Origin of the sequence: Terrirubrum flagellatum, assembly GCF_022059845.1 — a bacterium.
Lineage (GTDB): Bacteria > Pseudomonadota > Alphaproteobacteria > Rhizobiales > Beijerinckiaceae > Terrirubrum > Terrirubrum flagellatum.
Genome location: NZ_CP091851.1, coordinates 1536780 through 1551914, shown reverse-complemented (window position 1 = coordinate 1551914; position 15135 = coordinate 1536780). Strand labels below are relative to the sequence as shown.

The following is a 15135-nucleotide window of genomic DNA, read 5'->3' as shown; positions in this document are numbered from 1 at the left end:
GAGTTACTTCTTCTCCATGACGCATTGGAGAGGATGCTGGTTGCGCCGCGCGAGATCCATCACCTGGGTGACCTTGGTCTCCGCGACCTCGTAAGTGAACACGCCGCACTCGCCGACGCCGTGCTGGTGCACATGGAGCATAATGCGGACCGCCTCGTCGTGGTTCTTGGCGAAGAACTTCTCCAGGACGTGGACCACGAACTCCATGGGCGTGTAGTCGTCGTTCAGGAGCAGGACGCGATAAACGTTCGGCCGCTTGGTGCGGGTCTTGGTGCGCGTGATGACCGCGGTCCCGGCGCCGTTGCCGCCGTCGCCCGGTCGTCCCTCCTTCGCGCCCCCTGCGGCGCGCGGCGCAGGATCGATGCGCGCAATTCCCGCCAAGTCAGTCTCCATCCCGGCGCAGCCTGTCGAGTCCGTGCGCCCGCAATCAGCAATGTATAACCGCTCGGCCTGCTTCGCCAGAGTCGCCAGGCGTCAATCCAAGCGCCAATCAACGATATGCAATTCCCATACGAAAAAGCCCGGCGCTGAGGCCGGGCTTCAATCGCTTGTGATTTTTTGAAAAATTACTTGGCCGGATTACTTGGCCGGCTTGGCGGCTGCAAACGCCGCCTCGAACGGCTTCACCGCGTCGCGCGCAGCGGCCTGATAGAGGTCGCCGAGCTTGGCGGCGTAGGCGACGAAGCCTTCATAGGCCGACTTGGCGTAGTCGGTCTGGATCTCGAAAGCCTTGTCGAGGCTCTTGGCGCCGAGAACCTTCTCGGTCACGGCCGAAGCGCCCTCGAGCGACTTCTTGGAATAGTCGGCGGTCTCGGCGGCGATCGCCTGAGCGGTCTTGGAGAACGAGCCGAAAGTCTTGCTGGCGTTTTCGAAAGCCTCTTTGCCGGCCTTCTGGAAGTCTTCCATCTGCGTGAACATCATGAATCTCCTGCCCGGGGCGCAGGACGACCGTGCGCCGAATGGTCAATTCCGCCTCATTTACGCCGAGGCTGCGCCCTTCTTATGTGCATTGCACAAAAAATGTCAAGCATCTTTGTGCAACGCAACATCACGCCGGCTAATCGGCTAGGCAATGATACGGACGCGCGGGCTTAACGGGTCCGTAACCGCATCAATTTTATCGTTTGGATCGTGCTGCGGAAGCCACAGGCCTTCGCAGCGGGCGTAGTGGCGTTCTGAGCGGGGACGAAGAGTATGCGTCTAGGTGGCGTTGGTCGGCCAGTAGGCCTGATTGCAGGAGCGGTCGCCATCGGCGCCGGGCTCCTCGTGGCGACCACCGACACCGCGGAAGCGGGCCGTCGCCGGCATCATTACCGTCGCCACGCGGTCTACAACTACGCCCCTCCGACCGCATCGATGGTCGTCGACGGCAAGACCGGCCGCATTCTCCAGGCGAGCAATCCCGACGCGCCGCGCATTCCCGCCTCCATCACCAAGGTGATGACGCTCTATATGCTATTCGAGCAGCTTGAGCGGGGCCGCTACTCGCTCAATTCCGAACTCCGCGTCTCCGCCAACGCCGCCGCCCAGCCGCCGACGAAGCTTGGACTCCAGCCCGGCGACACGATCACCGTCGAGGACGCCATCAAGGGCATGGTGACCAAATCCGCCAACGACGCGGCCATGGTCGTCGCCGAGAACATCTCGGGGTCCGAGGACGCCTTCGCCGAGGCGATGACCGGCAAGGCGCGCGCCATCGGCATGTCGCGCACCAGCTTCTACAATCCCCACGGCCTGCCGAACGACCCGCCGAACATCACCACGGCGCGCGATCTGGTCACACTCGGTCGCGCCATCCAAGATCGCTTTCCAAAGTATTATCATTACTTTGCGACGCGTTCTTTTGAATTCAATGGAAGCATCGTCGCCGGCCATAACCGCCTTCTCGGACGCATCGAAGGCGTCGACGGCATCAAGACCGGCTATACCCGCGCCTCCGGTTTCAACCTTCTGACCTCCGCCAGGCTCGATGGACGCCATGTGGTCGGCGTCGTGCTTGGCGGCCGTTCCGGCCGTTCGCGCGACGCGCAGATGGCCGCCATGATCTCGTCGGGCATGGAGCGCGCCTATGCCGGCGCCCGCATTGCGCCGCCGATTGGCGAAACCGCGATCGCCGCCGCAGAGCGTCCGGCGGAGCCGGTGCGCGTCGCCTCGGCTGAGCCGCCGCGCCCGCCGGCTCGCGCCGTCGTCGCCGACAACGACACAAGCGATCTCCGCCCGGCCCCGGCGACGACGGCCTCGATCTCGCCGCCGCGCCCTGTCGCTCGCCCGCTCGATCTCGCCAATGTGCGCCCCGTCGTAGCCAGCGCCGCGACGCCGCCGACGGTCACGCCGTCGATCACCTCGGCCGCGACCCGCGCGCTGACGCCGGTCGCGCCGATCCCGCAGGCGAAGATTGGCCGCGAAACCCCTGAGCCCGTCGAGCCGAAGATCGTCGCGGCCTATGCGCCCGTTCGCCAGACCGCGTCTGATGCGCCGCGCCCGCCGAGCGATATCCGCCAGGCCGCGCAGCCCGCGCCTCGCCCCGTTGCCGCGGCGGCCGCACGCCCGGCCGCGCTTCCCGCGCCCATTCCGGTCGCCGCCGCAACCGCGATCCCGAAGCAGACCTCGCCGTCCGGCTGGGTGATCCAGCTCGGCGCCACGGATGATCAGGCGAAAGCGAACGCCATGCTGGCGCAGGCCAAGACCAAGGCGCGCGGCGCGCTCGCCAAGGCTTCGCCTTTCACCGAGAAGATTTCGAAGGATGGCGCAACCCTCTGGCGCGCCCGCTTCGCCGGCTTCGACGCAGACGAAGCCCAGGCCGCCTGCAAGGCGCTGAAGCGCGACGGCTTCGCCTGCTTCGCGGCGCGCGGCTGAGGGAGGGCGCGATGTCGATCACCGATCTCCTCGACGCGCCTGCCGAAGGCCTGCAATCGCGGCTCAAGATGAACGCCCAGGATCTCCTGAACTCTCTGCTTGGCATGCGCGGCCGCACCCGCGCGCTCAAGGCGCCGCGGGCGCGGATCAGGATCAGCGTCTATTCCCCGAATGGGCGTTCGGCGGTCGCGATCCGTTTGGGGCCAGTGAAGGGCTGAAAATCAGTGGCGCGTCGGAAGAGGCCGCGCCGCAATGTCCCAGGAATCGGCCTCGGCGGCGCAATCGCCGCGCTCCAGGGCCAGCGTCTCATAGGCGTCGTCAAGACGCCGCCAGATCTCGAAAAGCTCGGCGGAATCCTCACGCCGTTCGCGCGAGGCGAGATAGCATTCAAGCGCTGCGGTCGCGTCGGCGTAAGCCAGCGCCACGTCGCGCCGGCGATGGATGACTGCTTCATCAGGGCCGAGACCATCGCTCGACAGCCGATGCACGCGCCAGCCTTCGCCATCAGGTGCGACAAGATAGTTGGCCCGCACCGAAGCCGCCTCGTGAAGAATCTCCGCCGTCGCCGCGCTCATGCGATCCTCAGTGGTAGACGCAGGGCGGCCTCGTCTGTTGCGGCGGGGCCGGGTATCCGCAGCCCTGATCGTTGAGGCGTTCCTGAAGCGCGCGAAGTGTGGCTTCGCACCTCTCGGCTTCAAACTGCTCCGAACTTGCATCCTGCATGTCGAGAACGGTGGCCGCGAAACGGTCGATGGCCGCCATGGCCTGGGCATGCGCGAAGGCGACGCGCGCCGTCTTGAAGATACGCGCCTCGTTCGGCTCGATCGCGCCGGTGTCCATATCGCGCATCTGCACGACATAGCCGTCGGTGAGCGCCACGACCTCGTAGCGATATCCGATGCCTTCCGCTCCGCCGATCCACATGGCGACCTCCAATTCGATGGAGAGAAGATGCCGCGGCGCGGGAGAGCTGTGGGTGAGAAATCGCACACGTCTGTCCGGACGCGTGCCGCGGGTTACAGCAGGCCGAGTCCCACAAGCTCGCGCCGGAGCGCCTCCGGCATCTCGGCGAGTTGGCCGGCGGTGCGCGCATTGATGTCGCGCGGCGCGTCCTTGTCCTCGAGATAGCGCCAGCCCTGGAAGGGCCGCATCGGGCGCGGCTCGACCGCCGTCACCACAGGCTCCATCACGAGATGGCAGCGCCCGATCCCCTGATCATCGGTGAAGGGGCGGACGGCGATAAGCTTCTGGCGCGCCGAGACCTGTCCCTTGATGACCCAATAGAGCGATCCGCCGGGCGCCGCGAGATCGAGCCGCTTCGGCACCATGCGCGTCGTATGGAGCTGCTCCTGCGGCTGCCTCAGGCGCTTTTTCTCGGCCATCCGTTCGGCAATCCACTCTTCGAGATCGGCGATGGATTCCGCCCCGACGCAAAGCTTGATGAGGTGCAGCGGCATGGCCGAGGGATTAGCACGGACGAGCGCGGCCATGCGAGCCGATCGGCCGCCATCATCCACAGCGGCGCAAGCCCCGCAGCGATTACGCAGAGCTCAACCCGGAACGTATCGCCGGGGCCGGAAAAGCTGCCGCCCCACCCAGAACAGCGGAATGAACAGCAGCGCCGTCCAGAAGAAGCCGAGGCCGTTCACAAGCATGAGATGCATGGTGCGATCCTCGATGCGCTTGCCCTGCGAGTCGAGGCAGGCCTCCCACGTATGTGGACCCGAGGCGCGGCGCGACTGCCAGTAACGCGGCGCGAACTTGCCGGTCTCGGGACAGATCAGGCGCGCGAGCGGCGTGATCCGGTCGATGACGCCGCCCTGCAATGTGAGCGGCGTGAAGAAGGCGAAGCCGATGACGAGCGAAATGAATAGCGCGAAGGCGCAGGCCTTCATCCTGTTGAAGCGCGACATCGCGCTCAGCCGCAGGAATCTTCGGCCAGCATACTCTGATGGACCCAGCCGACGCCATTGGCCGGATCATAACCTGCTTCGCGCTGGACTTTGAAGCGGCCGCCTTTCCACCACGTCGCCTTGATCCAGCGACCGCGGCTTTCGCTATGCACCATGATCTCGTCGCCGACGCGCATGCGGCCGACGATCCGCGCGTCGAGGCTCGGATCCGCCCGCAACGCCACGAACCCGTCGCGGGTCGGCTTGATCTCGCAAAATGTCGTGGCCTGCGCGCCGGTCGCGCAAGCAGCCGTCAGAAGAAGCGCGACGAGCGCCGCGCGCGATAGAAGGATCATGTCAGCCGCCATGAAGCGCGCATTTCAGCGCGCGTCGCCTCATGGTCTCACTGACCTCTCAGCGCGGCGCGCTCCGTGCGGCGGAGCACATCGGGCTCAGGGCTCAGGCCATGCCTTCTGCTCCGGCCGCAATTTCTCGATCGCATGGGACAGCCGCATCACGCCGAGATCGTCGAAGCGCTGGCCCACGACCTGTACGCCGAGCGGCATGCCCTCCTTCGTGAAGCTCCAGTTGATCGAAGACGCCGGCTGCTCCGACATGTTGTAAGCGACCGTGAAGCCGATATGCGCGAGCGCCGCGTGCGGATCATTCGTAGGCGAGAAGGCTTCCGCGGGATAGGACACGACGGGCGTCGTCGGCGAGATCACGAAATCGAACGCGCCGACTGCTTGAACGGCCGCTTCGCGCATCGCCATCACCTGCCCATAGGCGGCCATCACGTCGGCGCCGCTGAAGCCGCCGGCGCGCCACGTCGCCCACTCCACGATGTAGGGCAGGATTTTTGCGCGCGTCGCATCATCGAGCGCGACGATATCGTTGTAGGAGCGCGCCTCGAAGAAACGCTCCATGCCGTCGAGCATCGCCTCGGTCATGTAGGGCTTCATCTCGCTGATGATCGCGCCCTCGTCGCTCAACGCCTTGGCGCATTGCTTCGCAGCTTTCGCGATCGCGGGCTCCGGCGGAATGCCGACGCCGGCGTCGGGGAGATAGCCGATGCGCAGGCCCTTCAGCTTCAGCCCCTTCAGCTTGCCGGCATAGTCGATGTCGGATTTGGGCAGGCTCATGAAGTCGCGCGCATCGGGCTTCGCCAGCGCGTTCAACAGCAGCGCCGAATCCATTACAGTGCGTGTCATCGGTCCGGCGATGCGGCCCATATAGGGCGGATAGGTCGGAATGCGCCCGCCGGACGGCTTCAAACCGAACAGCCCGTTATGCGCCGCCGGCAGGCGCACGGAGCCGCCGATGTCGGTGCCGACATGCAAAGGCCCGTAGCCCGCCGCGCCCGCGGCGCCGGCGCCCGAGGAGGAGCCCGACGTGTTGCAGGCGGTGTTCCAGGGATTGCGCGTGACGCCGTGGATCGACGACATGCCCGACGAGAGCATGCCGTAATCCGGCATCGTCGTTTTACCGAGAATAATAGCGCCGGATTCGCGCGTGCGCGCGCCGACAGGCGAATCGTCGGCCTTCGGAACGAGCGGATTCGCCGCAGTCCCCACGGGCATGGCGACGCCCTTCGTCGCCAGATTCTCCTTGAGCGTGATGGGAACGCCGTCGATCGGCGACAGCGGCTTGCCCTTGCCCCAGCGCTTCTCCGCCGCCTTCGCTGCGGCGAGCGCCTCATCGCGATGAATGACGTACATCGCATTGAGCTTCGGCTCCCAGGAGTCGATGCGATCGAGCGCCGCCTTCGTGGCTTCGACGGGCGAAAGCTTCTTCCTGGCGTAGAGCGAGGCGAGCTGAACCGCTGTGAGGTGATGAATGTCGGTCATGGGAGAGTGCGAGAGAAGGGACGCGCATCGTTTCAAGAACGGCGCCAGCGGGCAAGCGAGCGCGCGCATGGAGCTCCGCGCGCAAGAGAGGATCGGCCCTTGCCGATCTACGCGCCGCACGATCCAATCGCGGGATGACCGAAAAGGCCGAGGCGCGCGCCTACACCATCACCATCTGGGCGATCGCGCTTGGCATCCTCCTGTTCGGCGCCGCAACCGTCGCGGTCGCGCTGGTCGTCGGCAACAGGCAACTTCTGAAAGACGGGATCGACTGGATCTATGACGTCGTCTTCTACGGCCTCGCAGCAGCGGTGTTCGGCCGCGGCGAGACGGCCGAAAGGCTGGCGGCGCTTTGCCTCGCCGGCGTGATGGCGGTCGCCGGCGCGTCCGGCGTTTATGATCTCTGGGACAAGATCGAAAATCCGCGCCCGATCGATCTCTGGTTTCTCGGCTTCTCCGCCGGCAGCGCCATCGGCATCGCCCTGCTGGTCGCGGCGTCGCTCATTCGCTTCCGCCGCACCTCAAATCCGCTGATCAAGGCGACGTGGCTGTCGAGCCGCAACGACATCGTCTCGACCACGGGCTATGCGGTCGCGGGCTTCGCCGCCCGCGGCGCGCCGATCCGCTGGCCGGAATATGCTCTCGACCTGCTTGGGATCGCCCTCGCCTTCCAGGCGGCGTGGGCGATCTGGCGAACGGCCTCCCCAGAGGCTAACGATCAGCAATCCGTCCCCGGAGCCATGCAATGAGCGGAGCGAATGGAATGGCGTCCGGGGCCCAGATAAGCAACTTGCGAGCGCAGCGAGCTCTGCTCTTGCAAGGTGACGCGCCTGATGGCGCGAAATGTTGCGCTGGGCCCCGGACACGGTTCCGCTGCGCTGCACCGTTCCGGGGACGGCGCCCGCCACAACGATCAGGCAATCCATGAGTACCGACCTCGCGACGAAGCTCCCCTCCGTCCTCATCGCCAATCGCGGCGAGATCGCCTGCCGCGTGATCCGCACGGCGCTGCGCCTCGGGATCAGGACGATCGCCGTCTATTCCGAAGCCGACGCCAACGCGCCGCATGTCGCGATGGCCGACGAGGCGCATCTCATTGGCCCCGCCCCCGCGCGCGAAAGCTATCTCGTCGCGAGCCGCATCATCGAGACCGCGAAGAAGACGGGCGCCGCCTGCATCCATCCCGGCTATGGCTTTCTCTCGGAGAACGCCGACTTCTCCGAAGCCTGCGCGGCGAACGGCATCATCTTCGTCGGGCCGCCGGCCTCTGCGATCCGCGCCATGGGTTTGAAGGACGCGGCGAAGGCGCTGGTCGAGAAAGCCCATGTGCCTGTGGTGCCCGGTTATCACGGGGAGAAGCAGGACGCGGGGTTTCTGTCGGGCGAGGCCGAACGCATCGGCTATCCCGTATTGATCAAGGCGGTCGCCGGCGGCGGCGGCAAGGGCATGAAGCGCGTCGAGAATTCCGGCGAATTCGCCGCAGCGCTTGAAAGCGCGCAGCGCGAGGCGCAGAACGCGTTCGGCGACGCGCGCGTGCTGGTCGAGAAATATGTGCTGTCGCCACGCCACATCGAATTGCAGGTGTTCGCGGATAGCCACGGCAACGTCGTGCATCTCTTCGAGCGCGACTGTTCGCTGCAACGCCGTCACCAGAAGGTGATCGAGGAAGCGCCCGCGCCATCGATGCCGCCAGAAGTGCGCGCGGCCATGGGCAAGGCCGCCGTCGAAGCCGCGCGCGCGGTGGGTTATGTCGGCGCGGGAACGGTCGAGTTCATCGCCGACGGGCGCAACGGGCTGAAACCCGATGGCTTCTTCTTCATGGAGATGAATACGCGCCTGCAGGTCGAGCATCCCGTGACGGAGGCGATCACCGGGCTTGATCTCGTCGAACTGCAGTTCCGCGTCGCCGCTGGCGAGAAACTGCCCTTCGCGCAGGGCGATCTGAAAATCGACGGCCATGCGGTCGAGGCGCGCGTCTACGCCGAAGATCCCGAAAACGGCTTCCTGCCTTCGACGGGAAAATTATGGGCGCTGAAGCTGCCCAAGGGCGACGGCGTGCGCGTCGACTCCGGCGTCGAACAGGGCGACGAGGTCACCCCCTATTACGACCCCATGATTGCGAAAGTGATCGCGCATGCCCCGACGCGCCGCGAAGCGTTGGCGAAACTTGCGGCGGCGCTCGGCGAAACTGTTGTCGCCGGCCCGAAATCGAATGTCGCGTTTTTGAAGGCGCTATGCGAGGCCGATGAATTCGTCGCGGAAAAGTTCGACACCGGATTCATCGATCGCAATCTGGAGAAGCTTGGCGCGGTGAAGCGCGCCCCGACGAAGGAGAGCGTCGCCGCCGGCATGTCCGCGCTCATCGAGGCCGAGCAGGATCGCCTCGAATATGCGCACTACAAACGTTCGAACGAGGCGTTCTCGCCATGGCTCGTCAACGACGCGTTCCAGCTCGCGGGCCCGCGCGAAACTGTGGCGCGGATCACGATCGATGGCGCGCCGTCGCGCGTGCGCCTGCGCGAGGATTCAAACGAATTGTCGGTGTCGATGAATGGCGCTGCCGTCGCGGCCTGGGGAGTGGATGACGCGGAGGTCACGGGCGGCGATGACGGCTTCTATGTCGTGCGTCAGGGCCGACAGACCCATGTCGCGATGGAGGACCTGTTCGCGATCGATCTCGAGGAAGCCGACGGCGACGCGATCGTGAAGTCGCCGATGCATGGCAAGCTCGTCGCGCTCTTCGTCGAGAAGGATCAGAAGGTCGAGAAGGGCGCGCGCGTCGCCATCGTCGAGGCGATGAAGATGGAGCATGTGCTTGTCGCGCCGCGCGATGGCGTCGTGTCGGAGATATCAGCGCAGGCGGGACAGCAGGTTGCGCAGGGCGCGAAGCTCGTCGTGGTGCATGGGGAGTGAGGAGCGTCATCCCGGACGCGGCGCAGCATGCAATGATGCGCCGCTGATCCGGGATCGCTTTGTGAGTGGCTAATCCCTCAGAGGTCCCGGGTCTGCGCCGCACCGCCATAGGCCGCCTTCGGCGGCCGTCTTTTGACGCCGACGCATTCGCGTCGGCTATGGCGCTGCGTCGCGCCCGGGATGACGCTCAATTATCCCCTTCCCACAAACGGCATCTTCGTCGCCATCACATTCATGAACAGCACATTGGCTTCGAGCGGCAGGCTCGCCATGTGCAGCACGGATCGCGCGACATTCTCCACATCCATCACAGGCTCGATCTTCATCGTGCCGTCCGCCTGCGGCACGCCCTTGGTCATCTTCGCCGCCATTTCGGTCAGCGCATTGCCGATATCGATCTGGCCGCAGGCGATGTCGTATTTGCGCCCGTCGAGCGCGGTCGATTTCGTCAGGCCGCTGATCGCATGCTTGGTCGCGGTGTAGGGCGACGAGCCCGGACGCGGCGCCGTCGCCGACACCGAGCCATTGTTGATGATGCGCCCTCCCCGCGGCTCCTGCGCCTTCATCAGACGGAAGGCTTCCTGCGTGCAGTAGAACGGGCCGGAAAGATTGGTGGCGAGCGTCGCCTGCCAGTCCTCGACCGAGATGTCTTCGAGCGATCCGCCCTTCGACACGCCGGCATTGTTAAACAGCACGTCGAGCCGGCCGAACTTCTCCTTGCAGGCGGCGAACAGCGCCGCGACCGATTTTGGATCGGTGACGTCACAGGTCACCGCGAACCCCTTCGCGGCATCGACGCCCGACAGCTTGATCGTTTCGTCGAGCGCATCCTTGCGCCGGCCCGTGAGCACGACGCGATAACCGTCTTTCAGAAAGGCGATCGCGGTTGCGCGTCCGACGCCCGATCCCGCGCCCGTGATCAGCGCCACCTTGTCATGCCCGGCCATCGCGTTTCCCCGCTTCGGTTGGATTGTCCGCCGGAGCCTTAGCAGCAACCGGCGGAGCAACCAATCCGCGAAACGAGGCCCTATTTGCCGCCGCCGAGACTCAACAGAACCTTGGCGAACTCCAGAATCGAGGGTGCGAGCACCGGCGCAAGCAGCGAGAGAATGCTGGTGATGAGCGAGGCCGGCAAAATGTCGAGTTCCTTGTCATCGGCGCCGCCTGTCGCGACGGCGAGCTTGTCCCTGTCGGCTTTCGGCAAGGCGCGATACTCCTCGCGATCGAGCAGCCAAGCCGCAAAGGCCGGCCCGAACGCCGTCAGCAGCACGAGCGAATAGGCCGTCGCCCACACGCCGAGCAGCGAGTCCGTCAACAGCTTCAGCGAATTCTGCGACAGCGGCTCCAGCAATGTGGAAGGCCAGTCCAGCAACGTCTTGCTGGTCAGCACGCTGGTCGCGAGAACCGCGGCGGCGCCATAGAGCAGGACGCGCAATCGCCATCCCTGCTCGCGTTGATTCACGGGTGCGAGCCAGGGTTTCGACGCATCGTCCGCGACGCCGGCCGGCTTCGGCGCTTTCGATAGGGTTGTCGCGCAAAGCGCAAAGAGGATCATCCATACGGCGGTCAAGCCGACAACGGTGTTGATGCGCACGAGCAATTTCACGCTGTCGAGGCCGCCCTTGAAGAGGTCGCCGCCCTGCAGCGTCAGGCAGGGTTTCGGATCGCATGCGCCCGCAGGATCAGGCGCGCCATAGCTTGGCTGCGCATCCGCCCGTTCGAGAATCTTGTCGACCCATCTTTCGCGCAGATTGTCGTTTTTGCCATCGTAGGCGGCGACGATCAGGGACAGAATTCCGGAGACGACCAGGAGGAGCGCGATCCAGCGACGCCTGTAGATCGCCGCGAGAACCGCGATCGCCAGTCCCGCGGCGAAGGCGCAAGCGGCGAAATGAAACGACGTCATCACCGCGTAGCTCTGGCGCGCCGTGATCTGCCGGACCAGCGGACGCAGCGCCGGATCATCCTGCTTGTCGGCCTTGGCGCCTCCGGCGGATTTGGTCTTATCCTTGTCCGCGTCGTTTGACGCGTTAGTCGGAGCCGGCGGCGCGGCCTTGGGAGCGGGCGCGCTCTTCGGCTTCAGGATTTCAACGGGCAGAATGATCTTTTGGATCTCCGAACCCAGCATCAATGAAGACGCATAGCTGAGACCGATCAATGCAAAGAGAAGCGGCGCAACAATGCTCGCCAGTCCCAGCACGATGCGGGACGGCCGAAAATCCCATTCCAGAAGCATGGCTCCCCCAATCCCCCGGCGTCGCCAACACTTGAAAAGATCAATCCGCAAAAATGGCGCGATCTCCGGCGCGCCTCCCGTCAAATCTTTCCGATACGCCGCAATCCGTCATCCGGAAATTGCGGCGTGCCATAGGTTTGGAACAGCGCAATCACCTTGTCCATCTCGCGCTTCGCAAGAAGCCGAGGCTTTTTGATCTGGCAGGCCGAGAGATACATCGCCGCGAGCGCCTCCACTTCAACAGCGAGATCGAGCGCCTTCTCCGGCGTCGCGCCGATGACGATCAGGCCGTGATGGGCGAGCAGGCAGGCCTTGCGGCCCTTGAGCGCCGCGAGCGCAGCGTCGGACAATTCCTGGCTGCCGAATGTCGCATAGGGCGCGCAGCGAATGTCAGCGCCTCCCGCCGCCGCCACCATGTAGTGGAAGGCCGGAATTTTCAGGCCGAGGCAGGCGAGCGCCGTGGCGTGGCGCGAATGCGTGTGCAGCACGGCGCCGGCGTCAGGACGATTGGCGAAGATGTCGCGATGGAAGCGCCATTCGCTGGATGGCCTCGTGGGACCGCTCCAGCGCCCGTCGAAATGCAGCGTCGCCATGTCGGCCGGCTTCATCGTCTCATAGGCGACGCCTGACGGCGTGATCAGACAACTCGCGCCATCGAGCCGCGCGCTGAGATTGCCTGATTTGCCCTGATTGAGTCCGAGCGCATTCATGCGCAGGCAGACGCCGATCATCCGCGCGCGCAGATCACGCTGCGCCGCAGGCGTTTTCGTCATGCAGCCGCTTTCTCGCCGAAGAGCTTCTTCATGCCGGCGTTCGAGGCCTCGGCGACGCCGCGTTCGGTGATGAGGCCGGTCACGAGCCGCGGCGGCGTCACATCGAAGCCGGGATTGCGCGCCTGCGTTCCCTCCGGCGCAAGCGCGACCTCGATAACGCCGCCGTCGCTGCCGCGCCCTGAAATATGTGTGACCTCGCGCGCGCCGCGATCCTCGATCGGCACATCGCTTCCGCGCGCCGTCGCCCAGTCGATCGTCGGCGACGGCAGCGCGACATAGAACGGCACCTTGTTGTCATGCGCGGCGAGCGCCTTCAGATAGGTGCCGATCTTGTTGCACACCGATCCGTCCGCGGTGACGCGATCGGTTCCGACGATGCAGACATCGACGTCGCCATGCTGCATGAGATGGCCGCCGGCGTTGTCGACGATCAATGTGAAGGGAACGCCGTGGGATTTCAGCTCCCATGCGGTCAGGCTCGCGCCCTGATTGCGCGGCCGCGTCTCGTCGACGAACACATGCACGGGAACGCCTGCGTCATAGAGCTTGTAGATCGGCGCAATCGCGGTGCCCCAGTCGACGGTGGCGAGCCAGCCGGCGTTGCAATGAGTCAGGATATTGAGCGGACGTTTGGCTCCGAGTTCGCGCCAGCGCGTAGCGAAGACCTCGGCGCCGACGCGCCCGATCGCTTCATTGATCGCGACGTCCTCGTCGCAAATCTCGGCCGCGAGACGATAGGCCAGCGCGGCGCGCTCGTTCACAGGCGCGCGCGTCAAGGGTTCGCGCACCCGCTCGATCGCCCAGCGCAGATTGATCGCGGTCGGCCGCGTCGCCTGCAGCGCCGACGCCGCGCTGGCGAGATGGGCGTCCGACGCGTCCTCGCGCATGGCGAGCGCAAGTCCGTAGGCGGCAGTCGCGCCAATGAGAGGCGCCCCGCGCACGAGCATCGAGCGGATCGCATGCGCCGCGTCCGCCGACGATCTGAGCGGGCGCGTCGCGAATTCATGCGGGAGCTTCGTCTGATCGATGATCTCGACCGACCAGTTGTCATCGTTCAGCCAGATCGTGCGGTAATGCTTGTCGCCAATCTTCATTCCATCGCTCCGCTTCCGCGCCGGCGGAAGATGTGAAAGCCTTTGATCACGAACGCGCAACGCACGGGGAGATCGTCGATGCTCAGGTTAGACCGCCGCCTCGCCATCGCCAACGGCCTCGCCCTTATCGCCGCGCCGGCCGCCGCCCAGCATGCGGGCCATGGGCAATATGAAAAGCTCACCGCGCCCGGCCGGATCGAGCGGCCGGAGATCGCAACCGTCCAGAGCGTCTATGACAGCGTCGCGCCGAAGGCCGCCAATCCCGGCCGCTGGATTGCGAAGGCCGATCTGCCGCTCCCGCGCAGCGAGATGGCCTGGGCGACCGCGTTCGAAGGCAAGATGCATATCGTCGGCGGCTATGGCGAACAGCGCGTCGACCGGCCCTATCACCATGTCTATGACGCCGCTTCCGATCGCTGGTCGTCGGCGGCGGCCATTCCGCGCGGCGCCAACCATGTCGGCGTCGCCTTTCTCGACGGCAGGCTCTACGCCATCGGCGGCTTCATCGAGCAGAACCGCAAGCCGCATGCGGAATGCTACGTCTGGGAGGCCAATCTCGATTCATGGACGGCGATCGCGTCGCTGCCGCGCCCGGCCGGTTCGATCGCCGTCGTCGGCTTCGCCGGCAGGCTGCACGCCATCGGCGGCGCCGTCGGCGACAGCTTCGATGCGAAGAAATCGATCGACACGCATCTCGTCTACGATCCCAAGAGCGATAGCTGGAGCGGCCGCGCGCCTCTGCCGACTGGCCGCGATCATACGGGAACGGTGGTCGTCGGCGACCGCATCCATGTCACGGGCGGCCGCGTCGATTCCTTCCACACCAATTCGAACCTGCATCACGCCTATGTTCCCGCGACGGACAAATGGGAGATGCGCTATCCCCTGCCGACCGCCCGTTCTGGCCATGGCGCCGTGCTCTATCGCGGCAAGATTTTCGCGATGGGCGGCGAAGGCGCGAACCGGGTCTTCGCGCAGAACGAGGCCTACGATCCCGCGACGGATAGTTGGGAGCTGTATGCGCCGATGATGACGCCCCGCCATGGGCTGGGCGCCGCAACCGTGGGCGATTCGATCTATGTCGCGGGCGGCGGTCCGATCAATGGCGGCGGCGTGCAGAGCGCCGTCAATGAAGCGTTTACACTTACCTGAATTAACCACGAGCGCGTGTGCGCGCGCACTCCGTTTTAAAGCCTTTCTAGGTATTCAAACGAATGTCACCCGCGATCAGCGTGACGTATGGTGCGCTGGTCGAGAGGGGAAACGGAAGTACGGGTCTAGAAGGACTTCGGAGAAGCGCCATGACCATCCATCGCAACCGCGCACAGGCCAAGGCAATCGCCCTCTCCAGCGATCGCTGCTGGATCGCCGCTCGCCGCCTCTATTGCGGCTTCTGCGTCGCGGTCACCGGCTACTTCGCTTTCGTCGCGACCTGGGTGATGATGCATCCCGGCGCCTGACGCGCCGGGCGCTTCGCAAAATCTCCCTGAAGCCTGCCAACTCTACAATCTTCACTCCCGCGCC

The 15135-nt window shown here is 65.3% G+C and carries 18 protein-coding genes; 6 read left to right on the top strand and 12 right to left on the bottom strand.

The annotated features are described in order from the left end of the window. Window positions 1–3: 3 nt before the first annotated feature. Complete coding sequence (gene clpS / locus L8F45_RS07530) at window positions 4–393, bottom strand: ATP-dependent Clp protease adapter ClpS (RefSeq protein ID WP_342362262.1); 390 nt, start codon at window positions 391–393, stop codon at window positions 4–6. A gap of 186 nt (window positions 394–579) precedes the next feature. Further along, a complete protein-coding gene (locus tag L8F45_RS07525) occupies window positions 580–918 on the bottom strand; it encodes a phasin family protein (protein WP_342363388.1) in 339 nt (112 codons plus the stop codon). Window positions 919–1194: 276 nt separating this feature from the next. Between L8F45_RS07525 and L8F45_RS07520 the strand changes: the two genes are divergently transcribed. After that, the gene (locus L8F45_RS07520) at window positions 1195–2856 is read left to right on the top strand and encodes a serine hydrolase (protein ID WP_342362261.1); all 1662 of its coding nucleotides are present in this window, start codon (window positions 1195–1197) and stop codon (window positions 2854–2856) included. 11 nt (window positions 2857–2867) lie between these two features. Beyond that, the gene (locus L8F45_RS07515) at window positions 2868–3074 is read left to right on the top strand and encodes a hypothetical protein (protein ID WP_342362260.1); all 207 of its coding nucleotides are present in this window, start codon (window positions 2868–2870) and stop codon (window positions 3072–3074) included. A 3-nt stretch (window positions 3075–3077) separates the two neighbouring features. On the opposite strand, the gene L8F45_RS07510 is transcribed toward L8F45_RS07515, so the two are convergent. The 6 genes from L8F45_RS07510 to L8F45_RS07485 all read right to left on the bottom strand — a co-directional run bounded on the left by L8F45_RS07510 (window position 3078) and on the right by L8F45_RS07485 (window position 6595). Continuing rightward, entirely contained in the window at window positions 3078–3431 is a 354-nt protein-coding gene (locus L8F45_RS07510) for a hypothetical protein (RefSeq protein WP_342362259.1), read from the bottom strand. 7 nt (window positions 3432–3438) lie between these two features. Beyond that, a complete protein-coding gene (locus tag L8F45_RS07505; RefSeq protein WP_342362258.1) occupies window positions 3439–3780 on the bottom strand; it encodes a hypothetical protein in 342 nt (113 codons plus the stop codon). 92 nt (window positions 3781–3872) lie between these two features. Continuing rightward, a complete protein-coding gene (locus tag L8F45_RS07500) occupies window positions 3873–4313 on the bottom strand; it encodes a DUF1489 family protein (RefSeq protein WP_342363387.1) in 441 nt (146 codons plus the stop codon). 93 nt (window positions 4314–4406) lie between these two features. Next, on the bottom strand, window positions 4407–4769 hold the full coding sequence (locus tag L8F45_RS07495) for a hypothetical protein (RefSeq protein WP_342362257.1): 363 nt from the start codon (window positions 4767–4769) through the stop codon (window positions 4407–4409). 5 nt (window positions 4770–4774) lie between these two features. Then, window positions 4775–5104, bottom strand: coding sequence for an SH3 domain-containing protein (locus L8F45_RS07490; protein ID WP_342362256.1), 330 nt, complete (start codon window positions 5102–5104; stop codon window positions 4775–4777). Window positions 5105–5200: 96 nt separating this feature from the next. Continuing rightward, window positions 5201–6595, bottom strand: coding sequence for an amidase (locus tag L8F45_RS07485; RefSeq protein WP_342362255.1), 1395 nt, complete (start codon window positions 6593–6595; stop codon window positions 5201–5203). Window positions 6596–6729: 134 nt separating this feature from the next. On the opposite strand from L8F45_RS07485, the gene L8F45_RS07480 reads away from it, so the two are divergent. Continuing rightward, window positions 6730–7344, top strand: a complete 615-nt coding sequence (locus L8F45_RS07480; protein WP_342362254.1) for a cation efflux transmembrane domain-containing protein — start codon at window positions 6730–6732, stop codon at window positions 7342–7344. A 175-nt stretch (window positions 7345–7519) separates the two neighbouring features. After that, window positions 7520–9508 carry an acetyl/propionyl/methylcrotonyl-CoA carboxylase subunit alpha gene (locus L8F45_RS07475; protein ID WP_342362253.1) on the top strand — a complete coding sequence of 663 codons (1989 nt, stop codon included), beginning with the start codon at window positions 7520–7522 and terminating at the stop codon, window positions 9506–9508. 191 nt (window positions 9509–9699) lie between these two features. On the opposite strand, the gene L8F45_RS07470 is transcribed toward L8F45_RS07475, so the two are convergent. From L8F45_RS07470 to mtnA, 4 genes are all read right to left on the bottom strand, one after another. Further along, window positions 9700–10455 carry an SDR family oxidoreductase gene (locus L8F45_RS07470; protein WP_342362252.1) on the bottom strand — a complete coding sequence of 252 codons (756 nt, stop codon included), beginning with the start codon at window positions 10453–10455 and terminating at the stop codon, window positions 9700–9702. A gap of 80 nt (window positions 10456–10535) precedes the next feature. Continuing rightward, complete coding sequence (locus L8F45_RS07465; RefSeq protein ID WP_342362251.1) at window positions 10536–11744, bottom strand: hypothetical protein; 1209 nt, start codon at window positions 11742–11744, stop codon at window positions 10536–10538. 80 nt (window positions 11745–11824) lie between these two features. Then, on the bottom strand, window positions 11825–12517 hold the full coding sequence (locus tag L8F45_RS07460; RefSeq protein ID WP_342362250.1) for a class II aldolase/adducin family protein: 693 nt from the start codon (window positions 12515–12517) through the stop codon (window positions 11825–11827). Beyond that, window positions 12514–13611, bottom strand: a complete 1098-nt coding sequence (gene mtnA, locus L8F45_RS07455) for an S-methyl-5-thioribose-1-phosphate isomerase (protein WP_342362249.1) — start codon at window positions 13609–13611, stop codon at window positions 12514–12516. Before mtnA ends, L8F45_RS07460 begins: the two co-directional genes overlap by 4 nt. Window positions 13612–13689: 78 nt before the next feature. Between mtnA and L8F45_RS07450 the strand changes: the two genes are divergently transcribed. Next, window positions 13690–14763 (top strand): Kelch repeat-containing protein, encoded by a 1074-nt coding sequence (locus tag L8F45_RS07450; protein WP_342362248.1) that lies wholly within the window; start codon window positions 13690–13692, stop codon window positions 14761–14763. Between the two features lie 149 nt (window positions 14764–14912). Next, a complete protein-coding gene (locus L8F45_RS07445) occupies window positions 14913–15071 on the top strand; it encodes a hypothetical protein (protein ID WP_342362247.1) in 159 nt (52 codons plus the stop codon). Window positions 15072–15135 lie beyond the last annotated feature (64 nt).

What these genes read in the sequence shown, in the direction of transcription:
- clpS (WP_342362262.1), bottom strand. Translation starts at nt 393, where the DNA reads ATGGAGACTGACTTGGCGGGAATTGCGCGCATCGATCCTGCGCCGCGC.
- L8F45_RS07525 (WP_342363388.1), bottom strand. Translation starts at nt 918, where the DNA reads ATGTTCACGCAGATGGAAGACTTCCAGAAGGCCGGCAAAGAGGCTTTC.
- L8F45_RS07520 (WP_342362261.1), top strand. Translation starts at nt 1,195, where the DNA reads ATGCGTCTAGGTGGCGTTGGTCGGCCAGTAGGCCTGATTGCAGGAGCG.
- L8F45_RS07515 (WP_342362260.1), top strand. Translation starts at nt 2,868, where the DNA reads ATGTCGATCACCGATCTCCTCGACGCGCCTGCCGAAGGCCTGCAATCG.
- L8F45_RS07510 (WP_342362259.1), bottom strand. Translation starts at nt 3,431, where the DNA reads ATGAGCGCGGCGACGGCGGAGATTCTTCACGAGGCGGCTTCGGTGCGG.
- L8F45_RS07505 (WP_342362258.1), bottom strand. Translation starts at nt 3,780, where the DNA reads ATGTGGATCGGCGGAGCGGAAGGCATCGGATATCGCTACGAGGTCGTG.
- L8F45_RS07500 (WP_342363387.1), bottom strand. Translation starts at nt 4,313, where the DNA reads ATGCCGCTGCACCTCATCAAGCTTTGCGTCGGGGCGGAATCCATCGCC.
- L8F45_RS07495 (WP_342362257.1), bottom strand. Translation starts at nt 4,769, where the DNA reads ATGTCGCGCTTCAACAGGATGAAGGCCTGCGCCTTCGCGCTATTCATT.
- L8F45_RS07490 (WP_342362256.1), bottom strand. Translation starts at nt 5,104, where the DNA reads ATGATCCTTCTATCGCGCGCGGCGCTCGTCGCGCTTCTTCTGACGGCT.
- L8F45_RS07485 (WP_342362255.1), bottom strand. Translation starts at nt 6,595, where the DNA reads ATGACCGACATTCATCACCTCACAGCGGTTCAGCTCGCCTCGCTCTAC.
- L8F45_RS07480 (WP_342362254.1), top strand. Translation starts at nt 6,730, where the DNA reads ATGACCGAAAAGGCCGAGGCGCGCGCCTACACCATCACCATCTGGGCG.
- L8F45_RS07475 (WP_342362253.1), top strand. Translation starts at nt 7,520, where the DNA reads ATGAGTACCGACCTCGCGACGAAGCTCCCCTCCGTCCTCATCGCCAAT.
- L8F45_RS07470 (WP_342362252.1), bottom strand. Translation starts at nt 10,455, where the DNA reads ATGGCCGGGCATGACAAGGTGGCGCTGATCACGGGCGCGGGATCGGGC.
- L8F45_RS07465 (WP_342362251.1), bottom strand. Translation starts at nt 11,744, where the DNA reads ATGCTTCTGGAATGGGATTTTCGGCCGTCCCGCATCGTGCTGGGACTG.
- L8F45_RS07460 (WP_342362250.1), bottom strand. Translation starts at nt 12,517, where the DNA reads ATGACGAAAACGCCTGCGGCGCAGCGTGATCTGCGCGCGCGGATGATC.
- mtnA (WP_342362249.1), bottom strand. Translation starts at nt 13,611, where the DNA reads ATGAAGATTGGCGACAAGCATTACCGCACGATCTGGCTGAACGATGAC.
- L8F45_RS07450 (WP_342362248.1), top strand. Translation starts at nt 13,690, where the DNA reads ATGCTCAGGTTAGACCGCCGCCTCGCCATCGCCAACGGCCTCGCCCTT.
- L8F45_RS07445 (WP_342362247.1), top strand. Translation starts at nt 14,913, where the DNA reads ATGACCATCCATCGCAACCGCGCACAGGCCAAGGCAATCGCCCTCTCC.